The following is a 26,601-nucleotide window of genomic DNA, read 5'->3' on the forward strand; positions in this document are numbered from 1 at the left end:
CCTCCTTGCTTAATTTATTTTTATTGTTCAATAACATGAACTTTTACTGTTGCTGTTACTTGCGGATGCAATTTCACTGTTACATTTGTATAGCCTAATGCACGGATTGCATCGTCCATTTCAAATTTACGTTTATCAAGTTTAATTTTATGTGATTTTTGCATTGCATCTACGATTTGTTTGCTTGTAATAGAACCAAATAAACGGCCACCTTCTCCAGATTTCGCCTTTAATTCTACAGTTAATTTCTCTAAAGTTTCTTTCAACTCTTTTGCATTCTCAACCTCTGCTGCTGCGTCTTTTTCCTCTTTACGCTTTTGAGCTTCTAAAGTTTTCATACTGCTGTTTGTCGCTTCGGCAGCTAACCCTTGTTTTAGTAAGAAGTTATTTGCATAACCATCTGGTACGTTTTTTACTTCTCCTTTTTTCCCTTTACCTTTTACGTCTTTTAGAAAAATTACTTTCATGATTGTGTGCCTCCCTGTAAATAGTCATCAATAACAAATCGAAGCTTCTCCTCAGCTTCATCTACCGTAACATTTTTCATCTGTGTGGCCGCATTCGTTAAATGCCCGCCACCGCCTAAATTCTCCATAATTAGCTGTACATTCACTTCACCTAAAGATCTACCGCTAATTCCAATGAAATTTTCTCCACGCTTCGCAATAACAAACGATGCAATAATACCCGTCATTGTCAATAACGTGTCTGCTGATTGTGCAATAAGTACTTGGTGATAATATTCATCACCGTCAACTTTAGCAATCGCAATTCCATTTTTATAAATGTACGCATTTTTTATAGCTTTTGCAACTCGTAAATACTGGCCCATATCTTCTTTTAACAGTTCTTGTACAAGTACCGTGTCTGCACCGTGCGAACGTAAATAAGAAGCCGCATCAAATGTACGAGCACCAGTACGGAATGTAAAACTTTTCGTATCAACAATAATACCCGCTAACAATGCCGTTGCTTCTAACATTGTCATTTTTAAATTTTTCGGCTGATACTCAAGTAATTCAGTAACAAGTTCTGCCGTTGAAGAAGCGTATGGTTCCATGTAAACAAGTAATGGATCTTCAATAAACTCTTCTCCCCGGCGATGGTGATCAATAACAACTACATTTTCAATTTTATGTAGCAGTTTTTCTTCCATCATCATTGAAGGCTTATGCGTATCAACAACAACAAGCAATGAATCATCATTCGCAAATTCCATCGCTTGCCCTGGTGAAATAAAATGAGACCATAACTCTTCATTTTGTTTCACCTTATCCATTAATCGCTTGATTCCCTTATCGGAATCATTTTCGTCCAATACAATATATCCTTTGCGCTCATTTAATTGAGCTACCTTTAAAATACCAATTGCAGCACCAATTGCATCCATATCAGGAGCCCTATGCCCCATTATAATGACATTGCTACTTTCTAATACTAAATCCTTTAATGCGTGCGAAATGACTCTAGCACGTACACGAGTACGCTTTTCGACCGGATTCGTCTTACCACCGTAAAATTTAACTTTACCCGTTGCTTGTTTAATAGCTACTTGATCTCCACCCCGGCCCAGCGCAAGGTCTAAGCCAGATTGGGCCATCGCTCCAAGCTCCGATAAAGGTAAATCACCCGATCCAACACCAACGCTTAATGTAAGTGGTATATTCCTTTTTGACGTTTCTTCACGCACCTGATCCAAAATACTAAATTTCCCTTTCTCCATTTGCGCCAAAATACTTTCATTTAGTACAACGAAGAATCTTTCTGAAGATGCACGTTTTAAATACGCACCATACTTAACAGCCCATTCATTTAGGCGTGATGTCACAAGACTTGTTATATTCGTGCGTAATTGATCATCTAACCCTTGTGTAACCTCATCATAGTTATCTAAATAAATAACCGCTAAAACAGTACGCTGATCCTCATACATCTTTTCAATTTCTGTTTGCTCAGTTACATCAAAAAAATAAATTAGTTTTTCTTCTTTCCTTACAAACACACGAAACTTTCGATTGTTTAAAGATACTATATCATCGGAAGTCTCTCCCTTAATAAAAAGGAGTAATGTTTCTGATACATCGTACAGATGCCACCCAGCTAGTGCATGTTGCCCTAAACATGAAGATAAATAAGGATTTGCCCAATCAATCCCATAGTCCTTATTGTATAACAAAATACCAATAGGCATTTGGTTGAATGCTTCATTGCTTACTTTTTTTACCCTTGTAATCATATCTGTCGTATGTTTTTCAAAGTTCCTTTGAAAGGTAAGTTCAAATCGTATAACTAAAAAAAGAACGATACAAAAAATAAAAAAGGCGGCCATTCCCACAATTAAATGAAAATAACAGAGAATCGAAATTAGCACAAACACAAAAAATGCCAATACGTAAACAGGATATAAAAACCACTGTTTCTTATAAAATTCAGGCATGTATACAACTCCTATAAAGTAAAACTAACTCAACTTCTAGTTAGTTAAACAGATTAAACACCTTAAAACAGTATAAATAATACTATTTTATCCTCCATTTTTCATTCCATTTTAGAACGCAATGAAATCCCTAAATCAATTATACCTAAGATTGTCACGAGAGGAAACAGCATTGGAATAAACATACATACAATAAAACTAATAATAGGAACCCCTTTCGTAAAACCTTTTCTATGCGCTACAAAGGCGATAAATGTTAATCCTTGGAATACGAGTAGCATAGCAAAGATTACATATAGATTAGAAAATACCATATGTAAATATGATGTTGGTTCAACTTTCATGAAAGTTGATAGCAAAATAAATATGACGTAATACCAAACAATACTCTTTGGTAATTGTATATCTTTAAACTTAGGCCAAGCTGTAATATCATACTTTAATTTTCTCAAAACACTACCTGATATCATAACTGTAATCCACGAGAAACATAATGAAACCATTACAAGTAAACTTGGAAATAGCGTTTGTAACATATCATTAAATTGTCCTAATAACTCTTTTTGTTCTTTACTAATCGGCATACCAGCAGCACTTACTATCTTTTCACTTTGCGCCATACTTTCACTAAACATATTTTGCATTTGCTTCATTAAATCTATGTTGAAAAATTTTATACTTCCAACATAAATGAGCATAATACCAATTAAATATGCAAGTGTTCCAGCTATCAATATCTCCACTGGTTTTTTTCCTTTTTTATACATGTATCCTAATACAACACCTATTAACCCAAACATGACCGTCTTTATGAGACTAATCGGTTGACTCACAATAACTGTAATAAAAAGTGCCGCTACAAAAATCACGAGTACATTAGATAGTTTATGTCTTACTGTTAATAATATAAATGGTAACGGCAGTGCAAACGTTACAACTGCACCTAAAATTGGAACATACATAGATATAAGCAATAAAATCGCATATATAGCTAATAATGCTGCACCCTCAGTAATAAATCTCGTACTTTTCATCATCTAACCTCTCTTTCAAAAAAGAAAAGCATAGCAAAATGCACAGTAGAGTTCGACTCTACTGTGCATTTCATACGCTATTATTCACCAACATATGGTAAAAGTGCCATTTGACGAGCACGTTTAATTGCAACTGTAAGTTTGCGTTGGTATTTTGCGCTTGTTCCTGTTACACGACGAGGTAAAATTTTACCACGCTCAGAAACGAAACGTTTTAATAAATCAACATCTTTATAATCGATGCGAGTGATGCCGTTAGATGTGAAGAAACACACCTTACGACGTTTCGCACGTCCACCTTTGCGTCCTGCCATGTCTATTCCCCTCCATTCTTTGTTAAAACTAACAGATTTATACCATTTAGAATGGTAAATCGTCGTCGGAAATGTCGATCGGTTGACCTACATTTGAAAATGGATCGTCATTCTTTGTAAATCCAGAGTTACCAGTGTTACCTGAGTTGCCCGGATTACTAGATTGACCAAATGGGTTAGAGCCTTGGTTACCGAAACCAGCTCCTGATGGTTGCTGATTAAATGAACCACGTTGCTCCCCACCGCCATTACGCGGCTCTAAAAATTGTACGCTCTCCGCAAGAACTTCTGTTACGTATACACGTTTGCCGTCTTGTCCATCGTAATTACGAGTTTGAAGACGTCCATCTACGCCTGCTAAGCTACCTTTTTTCAAATAATTTGCCACGTTTTCTGCTTGTTTACGCCATATTACACAATTAATAAAGTCAGCTTCACGCTCACCTTGTTGATTCGCAAATGCGCGATTCACAGCTAACGTAAAAGTAGCTACTGCAACACCATTGGGCGTGTAACGTAAGTCAGGGTCCTTAGTTAAACGACCAACGAGGATAACACGATTCATCAATCGAACCACTCTCCCTTATATATCAATTATTTTTCTTCTTCTTTAACAACGATATGACGAAGGATGTCTTCGTTGATCTTAGCTAAACGGTCGAATTCGTTAATCGCTTCTGCGTTAGAGTTCACGTTTAAGATCATGTAGAAACCTTCACGTAAGTCGTTGATTTCGTAAGCTAAACGACGCTTACCCCACTCTTTTGTGTTAATGATTTCTGCACCATTGTTTGTTAAAACACCTGCAAAACGTTCAACTAAAGCTTTTTGAGCTTCTTCTTCAACGCCAGGACGAATGATGTACATAATTTCGTACTTTCTCATTACACTTTCACCTCCTTTTGGTCTAAACGGCCCATAATGGGCAAGGAGCAATTAATTATATAGTAATTACTCACGAGTTTAGATTATATCATAGTAAGTTAGATGAATCAACTAACCGCTAAATAAAAACTTGGCAAACATATACTATATTTGCCAAGTTCATATCTTTATTTTTCCTAGGAAATATCTTTATTACACGTTAAAGCGGAAGTGCATAACATCTCCGTCTTTTACGATATACTCTTTTCCTTCTAGACGTACTTTACCAGCTTCTTTTGCAGCTGTCATAGAACCGTTTGTCATTAAATCATCATAAGAAACTGTTTCTGCACGAATAAATCCACGCTCAAAGTCCGTATGAATAACACCAGCACATTGTGGTGCTTTCATACCTTGTTTAAACGTCCATGCACGTACTTCTTGCACACCAGCTGTGAAGTAAGTAGCAAGTCCTAATAAGTCATATGCAGCACGAATTAATTGATCTAAACCAGATTCTTCAATGCCTAGTTCTTCAAGGAATACTTTTTTCTCTTCCTCATCTAACTCAGCAATTTCTGATTCAATTTTTGCACATACAACAATTACTTGTGAATTTTCATTTGCTGCAAATTCTTTTACCATTTGTACATATTTATTTTCAGAAGGATCCATAATATCATCTTCACTTACGTTTGCTACGTATAGCATTTCTTTCGTTGTAAGCAAATGAAGGCCTTTAACAATCTTCATTTGCTCTTCTGTAAATTCAACAGTACGAGCTGGTTTTCCCTCTTCAAAAGCTTCTTTTAAACGAACTAAAATTTCATGCTCATATACAGCTTCTTTATCTTTTTGTCTTGCTAACTTCGCAACTCGTTCGATACGTTTATCAACAGATTCTAAATCTGCTAAGATTAGCTCTAAGTTGATTGTTTCAATATCGTCAATTGGATCTACTTTTCCTGAAACGTGCGTAATATTTTCATCTTCAAAACAACGAACAACTTGGCAAATTGCATCTACTTGACGAATGTGAGATAAGAATTTATTTCCTAATCCTTCACCTTTACTCGCACCTTTTACGATACCTGCAATATCAGTAAATTCGAATACAGTCGGAACAGTTTTTTTCGGTTCTACTAATTCCGTTAATTTATTTAAACGCTCATCTGGTACTTCTACAATCCCTACGTTTGGATCAATTGTACAGAATGGATAGTTCGCAGATTCTGCTCCTGCTTGTGTAATTGCATTAAATAAAGTGGACTTTCCTACGTTAGGTAATCCAACAATCCCAGCCGTTAATCCCATATTTTTCACTCCTATGTCTCAATCTTTCATCATTATAGATAGTAACGAAAAAAATGACAAGTTTCCACCAAATGAAAAAAAGCAACGGCTGTCTACTGCAGCTGTTGCTTTTTCACTATTCTTCATGCTTCACAAGTATTTTTTTCACCTTACGGTCAAACTCTCTTCGAGGAATCATTACCGAATGGTCACATCCCTCGCACTTAATGCGGATATCCATTCCCATACGAATAATCTTCCAGCGATTTTCACCACATGGATGGGCTTTCTTCATTTCCACAACATCGTACAAGTTATATTGCTTTTGCTCCATTCTCCAAACCCCTCTCCATACTAAATTGCTTTTTCACTAACCAATTCTTCACGATTATATAAAACCATACGTGGATATGGAATTTCAATTCCATGTAAATCTAGACGGTTTTTAATCTCTTTACGAAGAGCTCTTGCAATAACTGCATGTTTCATGGGCTCTACTTCAGCAATAACACGTAATACAACTTCTGACGCAGCTAATGTTTGTACACCTAACAATTGAGGCGTTGTTACCATTTCCTCGTATTTTGCAGGTAATTCTGTTAATAACTCTTCAATTACTTGCTCTGCTTTTACTATGTCAGCCTCATACGAAATAGATACATCAACAAATGCTACACTGTTACTCACCGAGAAGTTAGTAACTTGAACGATACTTCCATTTGGTAAAATGTGAATTTCACCTGTCCAACTCTTTACTTTCGTTGTACGAAGTCCAATTTCTAAAACGACTCCCTCAAACTGACCAATTCTTACATAGTCACCTACTGAAAACTGATCTTCTAGTAAGATAAATAATCCTGTAATGACATCTTTCACTAAACTTTGAGCACCAAATCCGACCGCTAAACCAATTACCCCGGCACCGGCTAATAATCCTGATGCATTAATTTCAAATACACCTAAAATTGCTATTAACATGATAAACATAACAACATATGCCACAATATTTTCAAGCAATTTCGCTACCGTAACTGTACGACGTTCTGAGATTTGAATCGGTGAACGACTTCCCATTCGAAACGCATTTCGTACAATTGCCCTTGCAACTCGCACAACGATTGCACCAAGTATTAAAATAACGACTATTTGTAGTGATTTCGTACCTATATTCGTCCAATTAATGGACTCAAACCACTTCAACGCTAAATCCATGTCCCTCTACCTCTCTAGCTAAACTTTCTTTTTAATTATCCTTCTTATTGTATCAGAAGTCCCTCTAATTTCTGAAAAAAATTTATGACTTTAATTACATTTGTTTACTTCTATTAAGGTATAAAATGGAACAAATATATATATACTAGTACTATTATTTCCGTTTTTATTCACAGTTTGCAAAAAACATGCACTTATAATTTTCCATTCACTTACTTTATAACATATTGTGAAAATTTATTAAAAGGATGGGTGCTTCATGAATATTGGAAGTTTTCGCTTACCTTTTTTTGAAAAAGAAACTCAAAATGTTATGCATCAGGACTTAGAAGCCTCTGAGATAATCAGTAATTTCTTGCTTTCTCATACTCCCATTAAGACTAATATACCACTCATTCTCGTTTGTATAGGCACAGACCGTTCCACTGGTGATGCGCTTGGCCCATTAGTTGGTACTAAACTAGCACAAGCAGAAATAAAAAACTTCCAAGTGTTTGGCACACTAGATGAACCAATACATGCGCTAAATTTAGAGGAAAGAATTCAGAATATACAGAAAGATAATCCCGCTTCATTTATCATTGCTGTTGATGCATGTTTAGGAAAATCTCAAAGTATCGGTTCGATCACTACCGGAAAGGGGCCTAGTAAACCTGGAGCAGCGATGAATAAGAAATTACCTGCCATTGGTGATTTGCATATACATGGCATCGTAAATTTAAATGGTTTCATGGAATTTTTCGTACTTCAAAATACAAGACTAAGTTTAGTTATGAAAATGGCTGATGTAATTGCACAAAGCATAAAAGAAACTGACCAAAAATTATCTGCATTAAAAAAAGCAAACCATCTATAAGTAAATAAGATGGTTTGCTTTTTAATTTTCCTTTGATAGTAGCTCTAAAATGCGATTTAAATCTTCTTTATTGAAAAATTCAATTTCGATTTTACCTTTTTCTTTTTTCGTTTCTTTAATCTTCACATCTGTACCAAACTTTTCTCTTAAAAACGTTTCGCGTTCTACAAAAAATATATTTCTTTCTTTTTTCACTTGTATTGTTTCACGTGAAACGCGTTGATTAATCTCCTGGACAATTTGTTCTAATTGGCGAACGTTCAATCCTTCTTTTTCGATTCGTTTTAATAGAGCTTTCAACTGTTCCTCATCTTTTATCGTAAGTAAAGTTCTTCCATGAGCCATTGAAAGCTGACCGTTTGCAATCATATCTTGAACGAATGAGGGGAGGCTTAATAACCGGGTATAATTGGCGATGTAAGGCCTGCTTTTACCAAGACGTTTGGCTAATTGTTCTTGCGTTACATTTAGCTCATTCATTAACATCTGATATGCCATTGCCTCTTCCATAGGATTTAAATCTTCTCTTTGTAAGTTTTCAAGCAAAGCAAATTCCATCATTTGCTGCTCATTTAATTGCCTTACAACAGCAGGTACTTTTTCAAGTCCAGCCTCTTTAGCAGCACGATATCTTCTTTCACCTGCAACAATTTCATATCCTTTAATACTCTTTCGAGCAATTAAAGGTTGCAATATGCCGTGTTCTTTAATAGAAGCCGCTAATTCCTGAATCGCTTCTTTATTGAAATGTTTACGTGGTTGATATGGATTCGGCCTTAATTCAGTTACTACAATCTCCTGAATTGTTTCTTCTTCTTTCACATCTAAATCAGGAAAAAACACATTGATTCCTCTTCCTAACCCCTTAGCCACCTGCAATCACTTCCTCTGCTAAATCTATATATACTTCTGCCCCTCTTGATTTAGCGTCATACTGCATAATTGGTTTTCCATGACTTGGTGCCTCACTTAAGCGAACATTGCGAGGAATAATTGAACGATACACTTTATCCCTAAAGTATTTTTTCACTTCATCTATAACTTGAATTCCTAAATTTGTACGAGCATCCAACATCGTTAGCAATACACCTTGAATTGCTAAATTTTTGTTTAAATGCTTCTGTACAAGTCGAACTGTATTTAATAGCTGACTTAACCCTTCCAGCGCGTAATATTCACACTGTACAGGAATAATAACAGAATCTGCTGCTGTTAACGCATTAATCGTTAGTAATCCTAATGATGGGGGACAGTCAATAATAATATAATCATATTCGTCACGAATTGGCTGTAATGCTCTCTGCAAGCGTACTTCCCGGGAAATGGTTGGTACCAATTCAATTTCGGCACCAGCCAATTGAATTGTAGCGGGTAGAACATCTAAGTTTTCAGTTGCGGTTTTCCGTATAACACCTTGAACATCTGCATCTTCCACAAGAACATTATAGATACATTGATCTAATTCAGATTTTTCAATTCCTACACCAGTCGTTGCGTTTCCTTGAGCATCAATATCTACAAGAAGGACTTTTTTTCCTACTTGTGCCAATCCGGCTCCTAAATTAACGGATGTTGTTGTTTTTCCAACACCGCCTTTTTGATTAGCAATAGCAATGATTTTTCCCATGATGTCACCTACTTTCAACCTTTCTTTCTTATTCTAGAAACAATTACGTTTATTGTAACATGAAATAAAAGTTTTTCTTTTACGTCCTTATTAAACTTCAAAATTTATTTCTAAACTCCTTCTTCATTTAACAAGAAAATATAGTAAAAGAGACCTTTCCAATAGGATAAGGTCTCTAGCACATAATTATTTTTTCTTCGGAATTTTAATTGTAATTTGATAGTACTCATCAAATTCTTCTTCCGCAGAATTAACATTCAAACCACTGTTAGCAACCATTTGTAATGATTGTCTAATTGTATTCATAGCAATTCTCGCATCTCGACTTACTGCTTTTTGCTTCGCTTTGCGCTTTGGTTTTACTTCCTCTAGTAACTTCGCAATTCGTTCTTCTGTTTGCTTTACATTCAACTGCTTCTCCACAATTTCTTGTAAAACCTTCAGTTGTAATTCCTCATTTTTCAAAGGAATAAGAGCGCGAGCATGCCGTTCTGTAATACTCTTTTCTAATAATGCATTTTTTATTTCTTCGGGCAACTTTAATAATCGTAATTTATTTGCGATTGTGGATTGCCCTTTTCCAAGTCGTTGTGCCAATGCTTCTTGTGTTAAATTATGTAACTCAATCAGCTTTTGATATGCCACAGCCTCCTCGATTGCTGTTAATTCCTCACGCTGCAAATTTTCAATTAACGCCACAGAAGCTGTCTCAGTATCATTTAAATTTTTTATTATTGCAGGAACCTTTTCCCACCCTAATTTTGTTGCTGCACGAAAACGTCTTTCCCCGGCAATAATCTCATACTTATCATCCTCATATTGTCTCACAACAATCGGCTGGATAAGCCCATGTGTACGAATCGTTAAAGCTAGCTCCTCAATACGTGCATCATCAAAAACTGTTCGCGGTTGATAGCGGTTAGGGGTAATATTTACTATCGGTATTTCTTGTATTTCTTCAAATACCTTTTTATCTATTTCTTCATGGCTTTCGTCTTGTAATTCGAATTCGCTCTCTTTATCTCCAAAGCCAAATAAACGAGAAAACGTATTTTTCATACATATTCCACCACCTTTTAGGCCTATTGACTGTTTTACATAAAATGTTTCCCATGAAACATTTACGTTTTCATTTATATAATTTAATCTTACGTCTAATAAGATTTATTTTTCAATAGGTAATTTATTGGGTGTTCCCGGTTTGCGTGGATATTTCTTTGGTGTCTTGCGCTTTTTCTCGATTAATAAAATATTACGTTCACTTTCTTCAAACGGCAATTGGAACGTAGACATTTCTTTTAATTCCCCGCCAAGTACCTCTAAAGCATACTTGCCATTTTCAATTTCTTCGTTCGCTGCTGCACCTTTCATGGCAATGAATGTTCCTCCTACTTTTACAAGTGGTAAACATAGCTCACTCAGTACAGAAAGTCGCGCAACTGCACGTGCCATTACAATATCGTATGACTCACGTACACCTTCTTTTTTCCCAAATGTTTCAGCGCGATCATGGCAAAATGCAACATCACTTAATTCTAGCTTTTGTGCTAAGTGATTTAAGAAATTAATACGTTTTTGCAATGAATCTACAATTGTTACTTTTAAGTGTGGGAAACAGATTTTCAAAGGAATGCTTGGGAATCCGGCTCCTGCACCAACATCACAAATAGAGGATGGTTTTGAAAAATCATAATAAAAAGCAGCTGTAATAGAATCAAAAAAGTGTTTTAAGTATACTTCTTCTTTCTCCGTAATAGCTGTTAAATTCATTTTCTCATTCCACTCTACTAACGTTTCAAAGTAGATTTTGAACTGCTCTAACTGTCTAGAAGAGAGGGAAATCCCCTTCTCTTCTAGCATAGATTGAAATTGTTCTATGTTCATCTAGCAATATCTCCTTACTATTTATTGGTTCGATACTCGTGCAATTTTTCCTTGTTCAATGTACACAAGCAAAATGGAAACATCAGCTGGATTTACGCCAGAAATACGTGAAGCTTGCCCCATCGAAAGCGGACGAACATCTTTTAGTTTCTGTCTAGCTTCTGATGCAATTCCAGAAATCGCATCATAATCAATATCCACAGGAATTTTTTTGTTTTCCATTCTCTTCATACGGTCTACTTGCTGTAAAGATTTTTCGATATATCCTTCGTACTTAATCTGAATCTCAACTTGTTCTGTAATCTCATCATTTAATTCTACTTCACTTGGTACTAAAAGATGGATATGCTCATATGTCATCTCTGGGCGACGTAATAAATCACTTGCGCGTATCCCATCTTTCAATTCACTTCCACCAATACTACGAATTAATTCTTGAACTTCAGGACGCGGTTTAATAAAAATACTCTCTAAACGTTCCTTTTCCTGTTCAATTTGTAGTTTTTTATTTGTAAATCTCTCATAACGATCTTCTTTAATTAAACCAATTTCCCGACCAATCTCAGTTAGACGAAGATCTGCATTATCGTGGCGTAATAATAAACGATATTCTGCTCGAGATGTTAATAAACGGTATGGTTCATTTGTACCTTTTGTTACAAGGTCATCAATTAAGACACCAATATATGCATCTGCACGACCTAAAATAACTTCTTTTTTACCTAAAGAACGACATGCTGCATTAATTCCAGCCATAAGTCCTTGTCCTGCCGCTTCTTCGTAACCAGAAGTTCCATTAATTTGTCCTGCTGTATATAAATTTTTAATGTTTTTCGTTTCAAGTGTTGGCCATAATTGCGTTGGCACAATTGCATCATATTCAATGGCATAACCTGTACGCATCATTTCAACATTTTCCAGACCTGGGATTGTTCTAAGCATGTCTCGCTGTACATCTTCTGGTAAGCTTGTGGATAAACCTTGTACATATACTTCTTGTGTGTTGCGTCCCTCTGGCTCTAAGAAAATTTGATGACGTGGTTTATCATTAAATCTTACTACTTTATCTTCAATAGAAGGGCAGTATCTAGGTCCCGTTCCTTTAATCATACCAGAATACATAGCTGAACGATGTAAATTTTCATCTATTAAACGATGTGTTTCCGTACTCGTATATGTCAACCAACAAGGAATTTGATCCATAATAAATTTTGTCGTTTCAAAAGAGAACGCACGTGGTTTATCATCACCTGGTTGAATTTCTGTTTTACTGTAATCAATTGTATTACTGTTTACACGAGGAGGTGTACCTGTTTTAAATCTAACAAGATCAAAACCAAGCTCCTCTAAGTGTTCAGATAATGTAATGGATGGTTGCTGATTATTTGGACCACTTGAATATTTTAAATCCCCCATAATAATCTCACCGCGTAAAAATGTTCCCGTTGTAATTACAACTGTTTTTGCTGTATATTCGGCACCAGCTTGCGTAATTACCCCTTTACATACACCATCTTCAACAATTAAACGCTCTACCATTCCTTGGAACAACGTTAAGTTTGGTGTCTCTTCAATCGTTTTCTTCAATTCATGCTGGTAAGAGAATTTATCAGCTTGTGCTCGAAGCGCACGTACAGCTGGTCCTTTACCTGTATTTAACATACGCATTTGAATATGCGTTTTATCAATATTTCGTCCCATTTCTCCGCCTAATGCATCAATTTCACGAACAACAATCCCTTTTGCTGGTCCACCAACAGAAGGGTTACATGGCATGAACGCTACCATATCTAAATTAATTGTTAGCATTAAGGTTTTTGAGCCCATTCGTGCTGCCGCAAGACCAGCTTCACATCCTGCATGACCTGCACCGATTACTATGACATCGTATGAACCGGCATTGTATCCCATTGTTTATTCCTCCTAAATAATCTCTGTATTATTTTCCTAAACAAAATTGAGAGAACAATTGGTCAATTAAGCTTTCATGGACGGTATCACCAGTAATTTCACCAAGTATTTCCCACGTTCTTGTTAAATCGATTTGTACCATATCAATTGGAACACCATTTTCTATCGCTTCAATTGCATCACCAATTGTTTTTCCTGCTTGTGTCAATAGTCCAATATGTCTTGCGTTAGAAACATATGTCATATCTGCAGAATCAATTGCTCCTTCAAAGAATAAATCAGCAATAGCCTTTTCAAGCTCATCTATTCCTTGCTCCTCAATTAAGGATGTTGTAATAACACGATTCCCCGCAGCTAACTCTGCAACACGTTCCATATCAATTTCTTGCGGTAAATCTGTCTTATTCACAATAACAATGAAATCTTTTCCTTGTACGGCATGGAATAAATCTTCATCTTCATTTGTTAAAACCTCACTATAGTTGACAACAACTAAAACTAAATCAGCTTGGCTCATCATTTCTTTTGAACGCTCTACACCAATTCGTTCAACGACATCTTCCGTCTCACGAATACCGGCTGTATCTATAAGTTTAAGTGGTACACCACGCACATTAACGTACTCTTCAATAACATCGCGAGTTGTTCCTGCAATATCAGTTACAATTGCTTTTTTCTCTTGAACAAGACTATTTAATAGCGATGACTTTCCAACGTTAGGTCTACCGATAATTGCGGTTGCGATACCTTCACGTAAAATTTTCCCTTGCTTCGACGTTTCTAATATCTTTGCAATTTCAGCACGGACATGTGTAGCTTTCTCAATTAAAATATTATGCGTCATCTCTTCTACATCATCATATTCTGGGTAATCTATATTTACTTCAACATGAGCTAGTGTTTCTAATATTTCTTGACGCAGACGACCAATTAATTTAGATAATCGTCCTTCCATTTGGTTAATTGCTACATTCATTGCACGATCTGTTTTTGCACGAATTAAATCCATAACAGCTTCTGCTTGTGATAAATCAATACGCCCATTTAAAAAAGCACGTTTTGTAAATTCACCAGGCTCAGCTAATCGTACTCCTTGTGCTAAAATAAGCTGCAATACTTTATTTACCGAAACAAGTCCACCATGACAGTTAATCTCTACTATATTTTCACGTGTAAAAGTCCTTGGTGCACGCATAATGGACACCATAACTTCTTCAATAACTTGATTTGTATCTAAATCAACAATATGACCATAATGAATAGTGTGAGAAGGAACTTCTGTTAAATCCTTCCCTTTAAAAATGCGATTCACTTTCTCAACCGCATCATCTCCACTTACTCGAACAATGGCAATTGCACCTTCCCCAAGCGCTGTGGAAATCGCGGCAATTGTATCAAATTCCATGTCCTTTCACCTCACTTGCTTATTTATCTCTATTTCAACATGATTTTTTCCTTCACTAAATTATTAGGATACCATAACGAACCTATCTACAAAAGAATAATAACTCATTTTATTATGTCCTCATGTAAAAAACACTAAACTTATTCACAGTGGATAAGTTTAGTGTTTTTTAGTTATCCACAATCATTTTTGCCTCAAAAAAACCGGCACTCAATTGAGTAACCGGTCATTTGGAAGATATTACAACATGCCGATGTGGTTCTTTTCCTTCAGAAGTTGTAATGATACTTTGATGATTAGATAATGCTTGATGAATAATTTTCCGTTCAAAAGAAGGCATTGGTTCTAATACAACTCTTTTTTTCGTACTCGCCACTTGTTTTGCTAATCGATAAGAAAGCGATTCTAACGTATTTTTCCTTTTACTACGATAGTTTTCAGCATCTAGTGTGATACCAATATATTCCTTTGTATTACGATTCGCAACAAGTTTTGTTAAATATTGTAAAGAATTCAGCGTATTACCTCTTTTTCCAATTAAAACACCTACATTTTCACCAGAAATTGTAAATTCAACTTCGCGCCCTTTTACAACTTTTCTAATCTCAACTTCCACATCCATATTGCGAATAACATTTTTTAAATATTCTTCACATTCTTGGATTGGATCCTTCTTCAATACAACTTCTACTACAGCAGGACGATTCCCAAATAAACCTAGGAATCCTCTCTTACCCTCATCGATAATATTTATATCCACTCGATCTTTCGAAGCATTTAGTTGTCTTAAAGCATCTTGTACTGCCAGCTCGACTGTTTGTCCTTTAGCAGTAATTATACTCACTTGCTTGATCCTCCTGCCTTACTAGCCTTAATTTCAGGCCCTTTGATCATATACATTTGAGCGATACCAAAGATGTTACCAACTACCCAGTACAGTGATAGTGCTGCTGGGAAGTTAATTGCAAAGACTAAAATCATGATTGGCATAAGCCAAATCATCATTGCCATTTGCGGATTTTGTCCAGCTGTTCCTGCCATTGCAAGCTTTTGCTGAATAAATGTCGTAATAGCCGCAACAACCGGAAGGATGTAGTACGGATCTGCGTGCCCTAAATCAAACCATAAGAATGTATGCTTACTAATTTCTGATGTTCTCATAATCGCGTGATAGAAAGCGAATAAAATAGGCATCTGAACAAATATTGGTAAACACCCTGCTAATGGATTTACACCATTTTTTTGATATAACTGCATCATTTCTTGTTGTAATTTTTGCTGCGTTGCTTGGTCTTTCGAGCTATATTTCTCTTTTAACCTCACCATTTCTGGTTGTAACGCCTGCATCGCTTTCGTACTCTTCGTTTGCTTAATCATTAATGGTAATAATGCAAAACGAATAATAAGAGTCGTAATAACGATCGCTAAACCGTAATTATCACCCAACAATTTCGCGAAATACGTGATCAACTGAGAAAGCGGGTATACGAAGTATTCATTCCAAATCCCAGTGCTCTTTGATGTAATCGGCTGATTCGTTTGATTACAACCGGTAGCAATTGCCATTAATGCAACAACCATGGCCAGTAAACCTATTTTCTTTTTCAAAGCCTGCTCCTCCTTGTTTCGGTATGTATATAGTGTAATTCATTTCCTTACGCTACTTTTTTATTATTTTCATACCAGAGCGTTTAAAGACATGAATTAAGCTTTTCTTTAACTCTTCATATGTCATCTCTGCACAAGGCTTCCTTGCTATTATAACAAAATCTTTTCCAGAATCTATCTCATCTTTTAATTCTATAATCGATTGGCGAATCATACGCTTAATTCGATTACGAACTACTGCATTTCCTATTTTCTTACTAACAGAAAGGCCAATGCGAAAGTGTGGCTGTTTTTCTTTATCTAATTGGTATACAACAAACTGACGATTAGCATTCGACTGTCCTTTTTGGAAAACAGCCTGGAATTCATCATTCTTTTTTATACGATTTTTTTTCTTCATATCAATTGACACTCCTGTATTTCATCAGTGGAAATTCATTATTATTAGAAAAAAAGACCACTGAACGATCAGTGGTCTACGCAGATAATACTTTTCTTCCTTTACGACGACGAGCTGCTAGCACTTTACGTCCGTTCGCTGTGCTCATACGGCTGCGGAAACCATGTACTTTGCTGCGCTTACGTTTATTTGGTTGGTAAGTTCTTTTCATTATATGACACCTCCCTGAGGAATATCTGTTAAAGACAGTCTAATAAATTATAGTAAATCAACTAGGAAAATGTCAATGGTTCTCGAAATTTTCATCAAATATTCATTTTGAATCTATTCACACACTTTTTCACAACCCCTACATTCCCTTGTGGATAAATGCATTTCCTCTTTTTTTATATCCACAAACCCTTTTTTCACTTTTACACAGTATATCGTATTGTGGACAAGTTTATTCCACAAGGTATTGATTTTGTGGATAACTTTCTTAATTTCATTGCTATAGCCACTTTTTTTTGATATTATAGTTGTGTTTTCACTTTGAATAAGTTTTCCACATCATTATTTTATCCACAATTTGTGCATAACATGTGGATAGTTTAAATCACATGTGGGTAAATAGTTGTCCACATTTGTTTTTTTGTCGAAAACTCTATCTCGGATACAAACAACGTTTTTATATTTTAAAATACGTTTCGTATAAATATGCATTTAAAATATTTGTGGGTTGTACAATTGTTGCGCAACCTCATTCTTTTACCATCTTTGTAAAGGAGGGACACCTTTGGAAAATATCTCTGATTTATGGAATAGCGCCTTAAAAGAATTAGAAAAAAAGGTGAGTAAGCCAAGTTATGAAACGTGGTTAAAATCAACAACTGCTCATAACTTAAAAAAAGATGTATTAACTATTACAGCTCCAAATGAATTTGCTCGTGACTGGCTAGAATCGCATTATTCAGAACTAATTTCAGAAACACTTTATGATTTAACAGGGGCAAAACTAGCTATTCGCTTTATCATTCCCCAAAGTCAAGCAGAAGAGGATATAGATCTCCCTTCTGTTAAACAAAATCCAGCACATGATGAATCTAACCATTTACCACAGAGCATGTTAAATCCAAAATATACATTTGATACGTTTGTTATCGGCTCTGGTAATCGTTTTGCACATGCTGCTTCTTTAGCTGTAGCCGAAGCGCCGGCTAAAGCCTATAATCCACTCTTTATTTACGGGGGCGTTGGACTTGGAAAAACGCATTTAATGCACGCAATTGGTCATTATGTAATTGAACACAATCCAAATGCAAAAGTTGTATATTTATCATCTGAAAAATTTACAAATGAATTCATTAACTCAATTCGTGATAATAAAGCTGTCGATTTTCGTAATAAATATCGTAATGTAGATGTCTTATTGATAGATGATATTCAATTTCTTGCTGGAAAAGAACAAACACAAGAAGAGTTTTTCCATACATTTAATGCATTACATGAAGAAAGTAAACAAATTGTAATTTCAAGTGATAGACCTCCAAAAGAGATCCCAACTTTAGAAGATCGCCTTCGTTCTCGCTTTGAATGGGGTTTAATCACAGATATTACGCCACCAGATTTAGAAACTAGAATCGCAATTTTACGTAAAAAGGCAAAAGCAGAAGGTCTTGATATACCAAATGAAGTTATGCTTTATATCGCAAATCAAATTGACTCAAACATTCGTGAACTAGAGGGTGCACTTATTCGAGTTGTAGCTTATTCATCTTTAATTAATAAAGATATGAATGCTGATTTAGCGGCCGAAGCACTTAAAGATATTATTCCAAATTCTATACCTAGGATTATTTCTATTTCTGATATTCAAAAGGCTGTTGGGGGTGTCTATCAAGTAAAATTAGAAGATTTTAAAGCGAAAAAACGCACAAAATCCGTTGCATTCCCTCGCCAAATTGCGATGTATTTATCACGTGAACTTACGGACTCATCTTTACCAAAAATAGGTGAAGAATTTGGTGGTCGCGATCATACAACAGTTATCCATGCTCACGAGAAAATTTCGAAGCTACTAAAAACGGATACTCAATTGCAAAAACACGTTGAAGAAATTAATGATATTTTAAAGTAGTAGTAGCTGAATAGTGTGAATAACTTACTTTGTTTTACGCACAGTCTATCCACATGTAGATAGACTGTTTTTACATCTCTAAACAGAGTTATCCACATATCCACAAGCCCTATTACTATTACTACTACTTTTTTATCTTTATTAAATAAATAAAATCTTATACTTACCGGAGGTTTTTCGTTATGCGTTTTACAATACAAAAAGACTATCTTGTAAGAAGTGTACAAGATGTAATGAAGGCTGTTTCTTCCCGTACAACCATTCCAATTCTTACAGGGATTAAAGTTGTAGCAACTGAAGAAGGGGTTACTTTAACAGGCAGCGATGCAGATATTTCCATTGAGTCATTTATCCCAGTTGAAGATGCTGGAAAAGAAATTGTAGAAATTGAACAATCAGGAAGCATTGTTTTACAAGCAAAATATTTTAGTGAGATCGTAAAAAAATTACCTAAAGACATTGTCGAAATTTCTGTGGAAAATCATTTTATGACAAAAATAAAATCTGGAAAATCAGAGTTTAATCTAAATGGTTTAGATTCTGCTGAATATCCGTTATTACCACAAATCGAAGAACATCATGTATTTAAGATTCCAACAGATTTATTAAAGCACATGATTCGTCAAACTGTATTTGCAGTTTCAAGTTCTGAAACAAGGCCGATCTTGACAGGTGTAAACTGGAAAGTATATAACAGCGAATTAACTTGTATTGCAACAGATAGTCACAGGCTAGCACTTCGTAAAGCGAAAATAGCAGGACATGATATTGCCGATGAATTTCAAGCAAATGTCGTTATTCCTGGTAAAAGCTTAAATGAATTAAGTAAAATTCTAGATGAGTCTGAAGAAATGGTAGATATCGTTATTACGGAGTATCAAGTATTATTCCGTACAAAACATTTATTATTCTTCTCGAGATTGTTAGAAGGAAATTATCCAGATACAACACGTTTAATTCCAGCTGAGAGTAAGACTGATATTTTTGTAAATACAAAAGAGTTTTTACAAGCAATTGATCGTGCTTCACTATTAGCAAGAGATGGTCGTAACAACGTTGTTAAATTATCGACGTTAGAACAACAGATGCTAGAGATTTCTTCGAATTCGCCAGAAATCGGAAAAGTAGTAGAAGAGGTTCAATGTGAAAATGTAGATGGAGAAGAATTAAAAATATCTTTTAGTGCAAAATATATGATGGACGCATTAAAAGCTTTAGATAGTACAGAAATTAAAGTTAGTTTTACTGGGGCAATGAGACCGTTCTTAATTCGTACAGTAAATGATAATTCCATTATCCAATTAATTTTACCGGTCCGTACTTACTAAGTAAGGATTAAGGGTTGCTAGTTTAAAGGTACTAGTGACCCTTATTTGATTTGTAGGGTATTACTTTCCTAATGCTAGTTTATTTAGTACAATGAAAGAATGAACACTTTCAGAAAGTGAGCGATTTTATGAAACTTATTAAGATTTCAACAGAATACATTACACTAGGACAATTTTTAAAGTTAGCTGATGTAATTGATACAGGTGGCGCTGTGAAATGGTTCTTACAAGAATATGAAGTATACGTGAATCAAGAACTTGAAAATAGAAGAGGCCGAAAGTTATATGCAAATGATATTGTTGAAATTCCGGGAAGCGGAACTTTCCAAGTTCAGGCATAAAGGGGGATCCCTTTGTTTATTACAGAAATACAATTAAAAAACTATCGCAATTATGAGCATTTAGAGCTTTCCTTTGAGGATAAAGTCAATGTAATTATTGGGGAAAATGCCCAAGGGAAAACGAATCTAATGGAAGCTATATATGTACTGGCGATGGCGAAATCCCATAGAACTTCGAACGATCGTGAACTCATTCGTTGGGATGAGGATTATGGTAATATAAAAGGTAGATTACAAAAGCGAAATAGTTCTTTATCTTTAGAATTAAATATTTCAAAAAAAGGTAAAAAGGCAAAGTTGAATCAGTTAGAACAACAAAAATTAAGCCAGTACATTGGTGAAATGAATGTTGTTATGTTTGCCCCAGAAGATTTAAATCTTGTAAAAGGAAGCCCTCAAGTACGAAGACGCTTTTTGGATATGGAACTTGGACAAATAGCTCCTGTCTATTTGTATGAATTAAGCCAATATCAAAAGGTACTCACGCAACGAAATCATTTACTTAAGAAGATGCAAGGAAATAGTAAAAATGAGGAAACGATGCTGGATGTATTTACAATTCAACTTATCGAGCATGGTGCGAAAATTTTGCGGAAACGTTTTGAGTTTTTACATTTACTACAAGAATGGGCTGCTCCAATTCACCGTGGAATTAGCAGGGGGTTAGAGGAGCTAGAAATCGTGTATAAACCAAGCGTAGATGTATCAGAATCAATGGATTTGTCGAAAATAAAAGAAGTATACTATGAAAGTTTTCAAACTGTGAAACAACGTGAAATTTTTCGTGGTACAACTTTACTCGGTCCTCATCGTGATGATTTACAATTCTTCGTTAATAGTAAAAATGTTCAAGTCTTTGGTTCACAAGGGCAACAACGAACAACCGCACTATCCCTAAAATTGGCTGAAATTGAATTGATATACTCAGAGGTTAAGGAATATCCAATCCTTTTACTAGATGATGTGTTATCAGAATTAGATGATTATCGTCAATCGCATCTGCTAAATACAATTCAAGGAAAAGTGCAAACATTTGTGACAACGACGAGTGTCGACGGAATTGAACACGAAACATTGAAAGAAGCGAAAACAATTCATGTAACGAACGGCACGGTAGATTGTGAAATAGACAGAAAATAATTTCTGTTTAAATGGAAAAGTAGGTGATCTTTGTGTCAATGGAACAAAAGCAAATGCAGGAAAATGCATATGATGAAAGTCAGATTCAGGTGTTAGAAGGACTGGAAGCGGTTCGTAAGCGTCCTGGTATGTATATCGGCTCTACAAGTGGAAAAGGTCTTCATCACCTCGTATGGGAAATAGTTGATAATAGTATTGACGAAGCTTTAGCCGGATATTGTGATGAAATTAATGTCAGTATTGAAGAAGATAATAGTATTGTTGTAACAGATGATGGTCGTGGTATCCCAGTTGGTATTCAAGAGAAAATGGGACGTCCTGCTGTAGAGGTTATTATGACGGTCCTTCATGCTGGAGGGAAATTTGGCGGTGGCGGTTATAAAGTCTCCGGTGGTTTGCACGGAGTAGGTGCATCTGTTGTAAATGCTTTATCAACAGAATTAGAGGTATTTGTACATCGAGATGGAAAAGTTCACTATCAAAAATATGAACGTGGTATCCCGGTTGCGGATTTAAAGGTAATAGGTGAAACAGACCGCACAGGAACAATAACACGATTTAAGCCAGATCCAGAAATTTTTCAAGAGACGACAGAATACGAATTTGATACATTAGCTACCCGTATGCGTGAGCTAGCGTTTTTAAATCGTAATATTAAATTAACAATTGAAGATAAGCGTGAACATAAGCAAAAGAAAGAATTCCATTATGAAGGTGGAATTAAATCATATGTTGAACATTTAAATCGTTCAAAGCAACCGATTCATGAAGAACCTGTATATGTTGAAGGTTCAAAAGATGGAATTCAGGTTGAGGTTTCCCTTCAATATAACGAAGGATATACTAATCATATTTACTCATTTACAAATAATATTCATACGTATGAAGGCGGTACGCATGAGGTAGGCTTTAAGACTGCCCTAACACGTGTAATTAACGATTATGGTCGTAAAAATAACATTTTAAAAGATGCGGATAGTAATTTAACTGGTGAAGATGTTCGTGAAGGTTTAACAGCAATCGTGTCAATTAAACATCCAAATCCACAATTTGAAGGACAAACAAAGACGAAACTTGGGAATAGTGAAGCGAGAACGATTACAGAGTCTGTATTCTCAGAGGCGTTTGAGAAGTTCTTGCTGGAAAATCCCAATGTTGCACGTAAAATTGTAGATAAAGGGACTATGGCAGCGCGTGCACGTGTAGCGGCTAAAAAAGCTCGTGAATTAACGCGCCGAAAGAGTGCTCTAGAAGTCTCAAGTTTACCAGGGAAGTTGGCAGATTGTTCTTCTAAAGATCCAGCAATTAGCGAAATTTATATCGTAGAGGGCGACTCTGCGGGGGGATCAGCGAAACAAGGGCGCGATCGTCATTTCCAAGCGATTTTACCACTGAAGGGTAAAATTATTAATGTTGAAAAGGCACGCTTAGATAAGATTTTATCAAATGATGAAGTGCGTACAATTATAACAGCGATTGGTACAAATATTGGTGGGGACTTCGATATAGAGAAGGCTCGTTATCATAAAGTTATTATTATGACAGATGCTGACGTGGATGGTGCGCATATTCGTACCCTATTATTAACGTTCTTCTATCGTTATATGCGTCAAATCATTGAGTATGGTTATATATATATTGCACAGCCACCGTTGTTTAAAGTACAACAAGGTAAAAAAATTCAATATGCTTACAATGATAGAGAGCTTGAAAAGATATTAGCGGAGCTACCAGCTCATCCGAAACCGGGAATTCAGCGTTATAAAGGTCTAGGGGAAATGAATCCAACTCAGTTATGGGAAACGACAATGGACCCAGAAGTACGTTCATTACTTCAAGTTTCTCTTCAAGATGCAATTGAGGCAGACGAAACATTTGAAATTTTAATGGGTGATAAAGTAGAACCACGTCGTAATTTTATCCAAGAAAATGCAAAATACGTGAAAAACCTTGATATTTAAGTAAGTAATGACAGGGATCTAAGTATTCCTGTCTTCTACATATAAATCAATGTATGTGTAACGGAAATGTAAGAGGAGGTGCTCGTTGATGTCAGATAATCAACAACAAGCACGAATTCGAGAAATTAATATTAGTCACGAAATGCGTACCTCATTTTTAGATTACGCAATGAGTGTTATCGTATCTCGTGCACTACCAGATGTTCGTGATGGATTAAAACCCGTACATCGCAGGGTTTTATACGCAATGAATGATTTAGGAATTACAGCTGACAAAGCATATAAGAAATCGGCGCGTATTGTCGGCGAAGTAATCGGTAAGTATCATCCACACGGTGATTCAGCTGTTTATGAAACAATGGTACGTATGGCGCAAGATTTTAGTCAACGTTATATGCTTGTTGACGGACATGGTAATTTCGGTTCTGTTGATGGAGATTCAGCGGCAGCAATGCGTTATACAGAAGCAAGAATGTCTAAGATCTCTATGGAATTAATACGAGATATTACCAAAAATACAATTGACTATCAAGATAACTATGATGGTTCTGAGAGAGAACCGATTGTATTACCAGCCCGTTTCCCTAATTTATTAGTAAATGGTACAACAGGTATTGCGGTTGGTATGGCAACGAATATTCCACCGCATCAACTTGGGGAAGTAATTGATGGTGTATTGGCATTAAGTCATAATCCCGAAATTACCATTGCTGAATTAATGGAATGTATTCCAGGACCAGATTTCCCAACAGCAGGTTTGATCTTAGGAAGAAGTGGGATTCGAAGAGCTTACGAGACAGGTCGTGGTTCTATTATAATTCGTGCTAAAGTTGAAATTGAAGAGAGAGCCAACGGTAAACAATCTATTATTGTAACTGAGCTACCTTATCAAGTTAATAAGGCACGTTTAATTGAAAAAATTGCAGAATTAGTTCGTGATAAGAAAATTGAAGGTATTACAGATTTACGTGATGAATCGGATCGAAATGGTATGCGTATTGTTATGGAAGTACGTCGCGATGCAAATGCCAATGTACTATTAAATAATCTATATAAACACACAGCACTTCAAACAAGTTTCGGTATTAATATGTTGTCTCTTGTAAATGGAGAGCCACAAGTTCTGAATTTAAAACAAAATTTATATCATTATTTAGAGCATCAGAAGGTCGTGATTCGTAGACGTACTGCTTATGAATTAGAGAAAGCGGAAGCGCGCGCTCATATTTTAGAGGGATTACGAATTGCTTTAGATCATCTTGATGAAGTTATTACGTTAATCCGTAGTTCAAAAACAGCCGATATTGCAAAACAAGGTTTAATGGAACGCTTCGGCTTAAGTGAAAAACAAGCACAGGCGATTTTAGATATGCGTCTGCAACGTTTAACTGGACTAGAACGTGAAAAAATCGAACAAGAATATCAAGACTTAATGAAGCTAATTGCAGAATTAAAAGCAATTTTAGCAGATGAAGAGAAGGTTCTTGAGATCATTCGTGAGGAATTAACGGAAGTAAAAGAACGTTTTAATGACAAGAGACGAACTGAAATCACAATCGGCGGTATGGAATCTATCGAAGATGAAGATTTAATTCCAGAGCAAAACATTGCAATTACATTAACTCACAATGGTTATATTAAAAGGTTACCAGCGTCCACGTACAAAACACAGAACCGTGGGGGACGTGGTGTACAAGGAATGGGTACGAATGATGATGACTTCGTTGAACATTTATTAACAACGTCTACCCATGATCATATTTTATTCTTCACAAACAAGGGTAAAGTATACCGTACAAAAGGATATGAAATTCCAGAATATAGTCGTACGGCGAAAGGGCTACCTATTATTAACCTATTAGGAGTAGATAAAGGTGAGTGGATCAACGCTATTATTCCGATTCGTGAATTTGGTGACGATCAGTTCTTATTCTTCACAACGAAACAAGGTATCTCTAAGAGAACACCACTTTCATCATTTGCAAATATACGTACGAATGGTTTAATTGCAATTTCTCTTCGTGAAGAGGATGAAGTAATCTCTGTACGCTTAACATCTGGCGATAAGGATATTATCGTTGGAACAAGTAACGGTATGTTAATTCGTTTCAATGAGCAAGATGTGCGTTCTATGGGACGTAATGCGGCTGGTGTAAAAGCAATTACATTAGGTGATGAAGATCAAGTCGTAGGTATGGAAATTGTCGAAGAGGATGTAAATGTTCTAATTGTAACGAAAAATGGTTATGGAAAGCGTACGCCAATTGATGAATACCGCCTGCAAAGTCGTGGTGGTAAAGGTCTGAAGACTTGTAATATTACAGATAAAAACGGTAAATTAGTAGCGGTTAAGTCTGTAACAGGTGAAGAAGACGTTATGTTAATAACAGCAGCGGGTATTATTATTCGTATGCCGGTTGATCAAATCTCTCAAATGGGACGTAATACACAAGGTGTTCGCCTAATTCGATTAGAGGGTGAACAAGAGGTAGCGACAGTAGCAAAAGCACAAAAAGACGAAGAAGAAGAATCTGGCGAAGAGGTTACTTCTGAAGAATAAGAGAGGGGAATTTTCCCTCTCTTATTTTTTATATAATAATACTTGCATAATAATAATAAAGTCTATATAATAGGCAGAGTCAGCAAATGAGTGATACAAATTATCAAAAAAACTTGTTGACGAAAATAATATACTATGATATATTATAAAAGTCGCTGAAACGCGATGTTGAACTTTGAAAACTAAACGAAACAAACAACGTGAAACGTCAATTTTTATTTTTAGATGCTAGACAAACTAACTTTATTGGAGAGTTTGATCCTGGCTCAGGATGAACGCTGGCGGCGTGCCTAATACATGCAAGTCGAGC

General features: G+C 35.8%; 26 protein-coding genes and 1 rRNA gene. 8 read left to right on the plus strand and 19 right to left on the minus strand.

Annotated features, from left to right (window positions below; translation table 11 throughout):
• Window positions 1–20: 20 nt before the first annotated feature.
• From rplI to MR109_RS07885, 9 genes are all read right to left on the minus strand, one after another.
• Complete coding sequence (gene rplI / locus MR109_RS07845; RefSeq protein WP_002174502.1) at window positions 21–467, minus strand: 50S ribosomal protein L9; 447 nt, start codon at window positions 465–467, stop codon at window positions 21–23.
• On the minus strand, window positions 464–2,437 hold the full coding sequence (locus MR109_RS07850; protein ID WP_048375045.1) for a DHH family phosphoesterase: 1,974 nt from the start codon (window positions 2,435–2,437) through the stop codon (window positions 464–466). The genes rplI and MR109_RS07850 overlap by 4 nt, the downstream gene beginning before the upstream one ends.
• Before the next feature lie 101 nt (window positions 2,438–2,538).
• On the minus strand, window positions 2,539–3,474 hold the full coding sequence (locus tag MR109_RS07855) for a YybS family protein (RefSeq protein ID WP_242271637.1): 936 nt from the start codon (window positions 3,472–3,474) through the stop codon (window positions 2,539–2,541).
• Between the two features lie 77 nt (window positions 3,475–3,551).
• Window positions 3,552–3,785, minus strand: coding sequence for a 30S ribosomal protein S18 (rpsR, locus tag MR109_RS07860; protein WP_000918874.1), 234 nt, complete (start codon window positions 3,783–3,785; stop codon window positions 3,552–3,554).
• Window positions 3,786–3,831: 46 nt separating this feature from the next.
• Window positions 3,832–4,353 (minus strand): single-stranded DNA-binding protein, encoded by a 522-nt coding sequence (gene ssb, locus MR109_RS07865; RefSeq protein ID WP_002174505.1) that lies wholly within the window; start codon window positions 4,351–4,353, stop codon window positions 3,832–3,834.
• A 26-nt stretch (window positions 4,354–4,379) separates the two neighbouring features.
• Complete coding sequence (rpsF, locus tag MR109_RS07870; RefSeq protein ID WP_001233781.1) at window positions 4,380–4,670, minus strand: 30S ribosomal protein S6; 291 nt, start codon at window positions 4,668–4,670, stop codon at window positions 4,380–4,382.
• A 192-nt stretch (window positions 4,671–4,862) separates the two neighbouring features.
• Window positions 4,863–5,963 (minus strand): redox-regulated ATPase YchF, encoded by a 1,101-nt coding sequence (ychF, locus tag MR109_RS07875; RefSeq protein ID WP_000524664.1) that lies wholly within the window; start codon window positions 5,961–5,963, stop codon window positions 4,863–4,865.
• A 115-nt stretch (window positions 5,964–6,078) separates the two neighbouring features.
• Entirely contained in the window at window positions 6,079–6,276 is a 198-nt protein-coding gene (locus tag MR109_RS07880) for a DUF951 domain-containing protein (RefSeq protein WP_000436051.1), read from the minus strand.
• Between the two features lie 20 nt (window positions 6,277–6,296).
• On the minus strand, window positions 6,297–7,154 hold the full coding sequence (locus MR109_RS07885; protein ID WP_242271639.1) for a mechanosensitive ion channel family protein: 858 nt from the start codon (window positions 7,152–7,154) through the stop codon (window positions 6,297–6,299).
• Between the two features lie 259 nt (window positions 7,155–7,413).
• Here MR109_RS07885 and yyaC point away from each other — a divergent pair, with 259 nt between their 5' ends.
• Window positions 7,414–8,010: a spore protease YyaC gene (gene yyaC / locus MR109_RS07890; protein WP_242271641.1), complete on the plus strand. Its 597-nt coding sequence runs from the start codon at window positions 7,414–7,416 to the stop codon at window positions 8,008–8,010.
• Window positions 8,011–8,031: 21 nt separating this feature from the next.
• Here the strand turns inward: yyaC and spo0J are convergent, their stop codons facing one another.
• From spo0J to rpmH, 10 genes are all read right to left on the minus strand, one after another.
• A complete protein-coding gene (spo0J, locus tag MR109_RS07895) occupies window positions 8,032–8,883 on the minus strand; it encodes a stage 0 sporulation protein Spo0J (protein ID WP_025146939.1) in 852 nt (283 codons plus the stop codon).
• Window positions 8,876–9,637, minus strand: coding sequence for a sporulation initiation inhibitor protein Soj (gene soj / locus MR109_RS07900; protein ID WP_002174509.1), 762 nt, complete (start codon window positions 9,635–9,637; stop codon window positions 8,876–8,878). Before soj ends, spo0J begins: the two co-directional genes overlap by 8 nt.
• 186 nt (window positions 9,638–9,823) lie before the next feature.
• Window positions 9,824–10,696 (minus strand): nucleoid occlusion protein, encoded by an 873-nt coding sequence (gene noc, locus MR109_RS07905; protein WP_002174510.1) that lies wholly within the window; start codon window positions 10,694–10,696, stop codon window positions 9,824–9,826.
• A 105-nt stretch (window positions 10,697–10,801) separates the two neighbouring features.
• Window positions 10,802–11,521 (minus strand): 16S rRNA (guanine(527)-N(7))-methyltransferase RsmG, encoded by a 720-nt coding sequence (gene rsmG / locus MR109_RS07910; protein WP_098303711.1) that lies wholly within the window; start codon window positions 11,519–11,521, stop codon window positions 10,802–10,804.
• A 21-nt stretch (window positions 11,522–11,542) separates the two neighbouring features.
• Entirely contained in the window at window positions 11,543–13,432 is a 1,890-nt protein-coding gene (gene mnmG / locus MR109_RS07915; RefSeq protein WP_242271648.1) for a tRNA uridine-5-carboxymethylaminomethyl(34) synthesis enzyme MnmG, read from the minus strand.
• A 28-nt stretch (window positions 13,433–13,460) separates the two neighbouring features.
• Complete coding sequence (gene mnmE / locus MR109_RS07920) at window positions 13,461–14,837, minus strand: tRNA uridine-5-carboxymethylaminomethyl(34) synthesis GTPase MnmE (RefSeq protein ID WP_242271651.1); 1,377 nt, start codon at window positions 14,835–14,837, stop codon at window positions 13,461–13,463.
• Window positions 14,838–15,063: 226 nt separating this feature from the next.
• Window positions 15,064–15,681 carry an RNA-binding cell elongation regulator Jag/EloR gene (gene jag / locus MR109_RS07925; RefSeq protein ID WP_242271653.1) on the minus strand — a complete coding sequence of 206 codons (618 nt, stop codon included), beginning with the start codon at window positions 15,679–15,681 and terminating at the stop codon, window positions 15,064–15,066.
• The gene (gene spoIIIJ / locus MR109_RS07930) at window positions 15,678–16,445 is read right to left on the minus strand and encodes a YidC family membrane integrase SpoIIIJ (RefSeq protein ID WP_242271656.1); all 768 of its coding nucleotides are present in this window, start codon (window positions 16,443–16,445) and stop codon (window positions 15,678–15,680) included. The genes jag and spoIIIJ overlap by 4 nt, the downstream gene beginning before the upstream one ends.
• A 52-nt stretch (window positions 16,446–16,497) precedes the next feature.
• Entirely contained in the window at window positions 16,498–16,845 is a 348-nt protein-coding gene (rnpA, locus tag MR109_RS07935) for a ribonuclease P protein component (RefSeq protein ID WP_002174517.1), read from the minus strand.
• A gap of 76 nt (window positions 16,846–16,921) precedes the next feature.
• Window positions 16,922–17,056: a 50S ribosomal protein L34 gene (rpmH, locus tag MR109_RS07940; RefSeq protein WP_000831901.1), complete on the minus strand. Its 135-nt coding sequence runs from the start codon at window positions 17,054–17,056 to the stop codon at window positions 16,922–16,924.
• Between the two features lie 564 nt (window positions 17,057–17,620).
• Between rpmH and dnaA the strand changes: the two genes are divergently transcribed.
• From dnaA to MR109_RS07975, 7 genes are all read left to right on the plus strand, one after another.
• Complete coding sequence (dnaA, locus tag MR109_RS07945; RefSeq protein WP_002174518.1) at window positions 17,621–18,961, plus strand: chromosomal replication initiator protein DnaA; 1,341 nt, start codon at window positions 17,621–17,623, stop codon at window positions 18,959–18,961.
• A 182-nt stretch (window positions 18,962–19,143) separates the two neighbouring features.
• Window positions 19,144–20,289 carry a DNA polymerase III subunit beta gene (gene dnaN, locus MR109_RS07950; RefSeq protein WP_002174519.1) on the plus strand — a complete coding sequence of 382 codons (1,146 nt, stop codon included), beginning with the start codon at window positions 19,144–19,146 and terminating at the stop codon, window positions 20,287–20,289.
• A 128-nt stretch (window positions 20,290–20,417) separates the two neighbouring features.
• The gene (yaaA, locus tag MR109_RS07955; protein ID WP_002016484.1) at window positions 20,418–20,630 is read left to right on the plus strand and encodes a S4 domain-containing protein YaaA; all 213 of its coding nucleotides are present in this window, start codon (window positions 20,418–20,420) and stop codon (window positions 20,628–20,630) included.
• A 12-nt stretch (window positions 20,631–20,642) separates the two neighbouring features.
• On the plus strand, window positions 20,643–21,770 hold the full coding sequence (gene recF / locus MR109_RS07960) for a DNA replication/repair protein RecF (protein WP_242271657.1): 1,128 nt from the start codon (window positions 20,643–20,645) through the stop codon (window positions 21,768–21,770).
• 38 nt (window positions 21,771–21,808) lie between these two features.
• Window positions 21,809–23,731, plus strand: coding sequence for a DNA topoisomerase (ATP-hydrolyzing) subunit B (gene gyrB, locus MR109_RS07965; RefSeq protein WP_071719586.1), 1,923 nt, complete (start codon window positions 21,809–21,811; stop codon window positions 23,729–23,731).
• A gap of 88 nt (window positions 23,732–23,819) precedes the next feature.
• Window positions 23,820–26,291 carry a DNA gyrase subunit A gene (gene gyrA, locus MR109_RS07970; RefSeq protein ID WP_242271659.1) on the plus strand — a complete coding sequence of 824 codons (2,472 nt, stop codon included), beginning with the start codon at window positions 23,820–23,822 and terminating at the stop codon, window positions 26,289–26,291.
• A 243-nt stretch (window positions 26,292–26,534) separates the two neighbouring features.
• Window positions 26,535–26,601: ribosomal RNA gene (locus MR109_RS07975) — 16S ribosomal RNA — on the plus strand; the annotation flags it as partial.

The sequence above is a fragment of the Bacillus cereus group sp. BfR-BA-01310 genome (genome assembly GCF_022664325.1).
Classification (GTDB): Bacteria; Bacillota; Bacilli; order Bacillales; family Bacillaceae_G; genus Bacillus_A; species Bacillus_A paramycoides.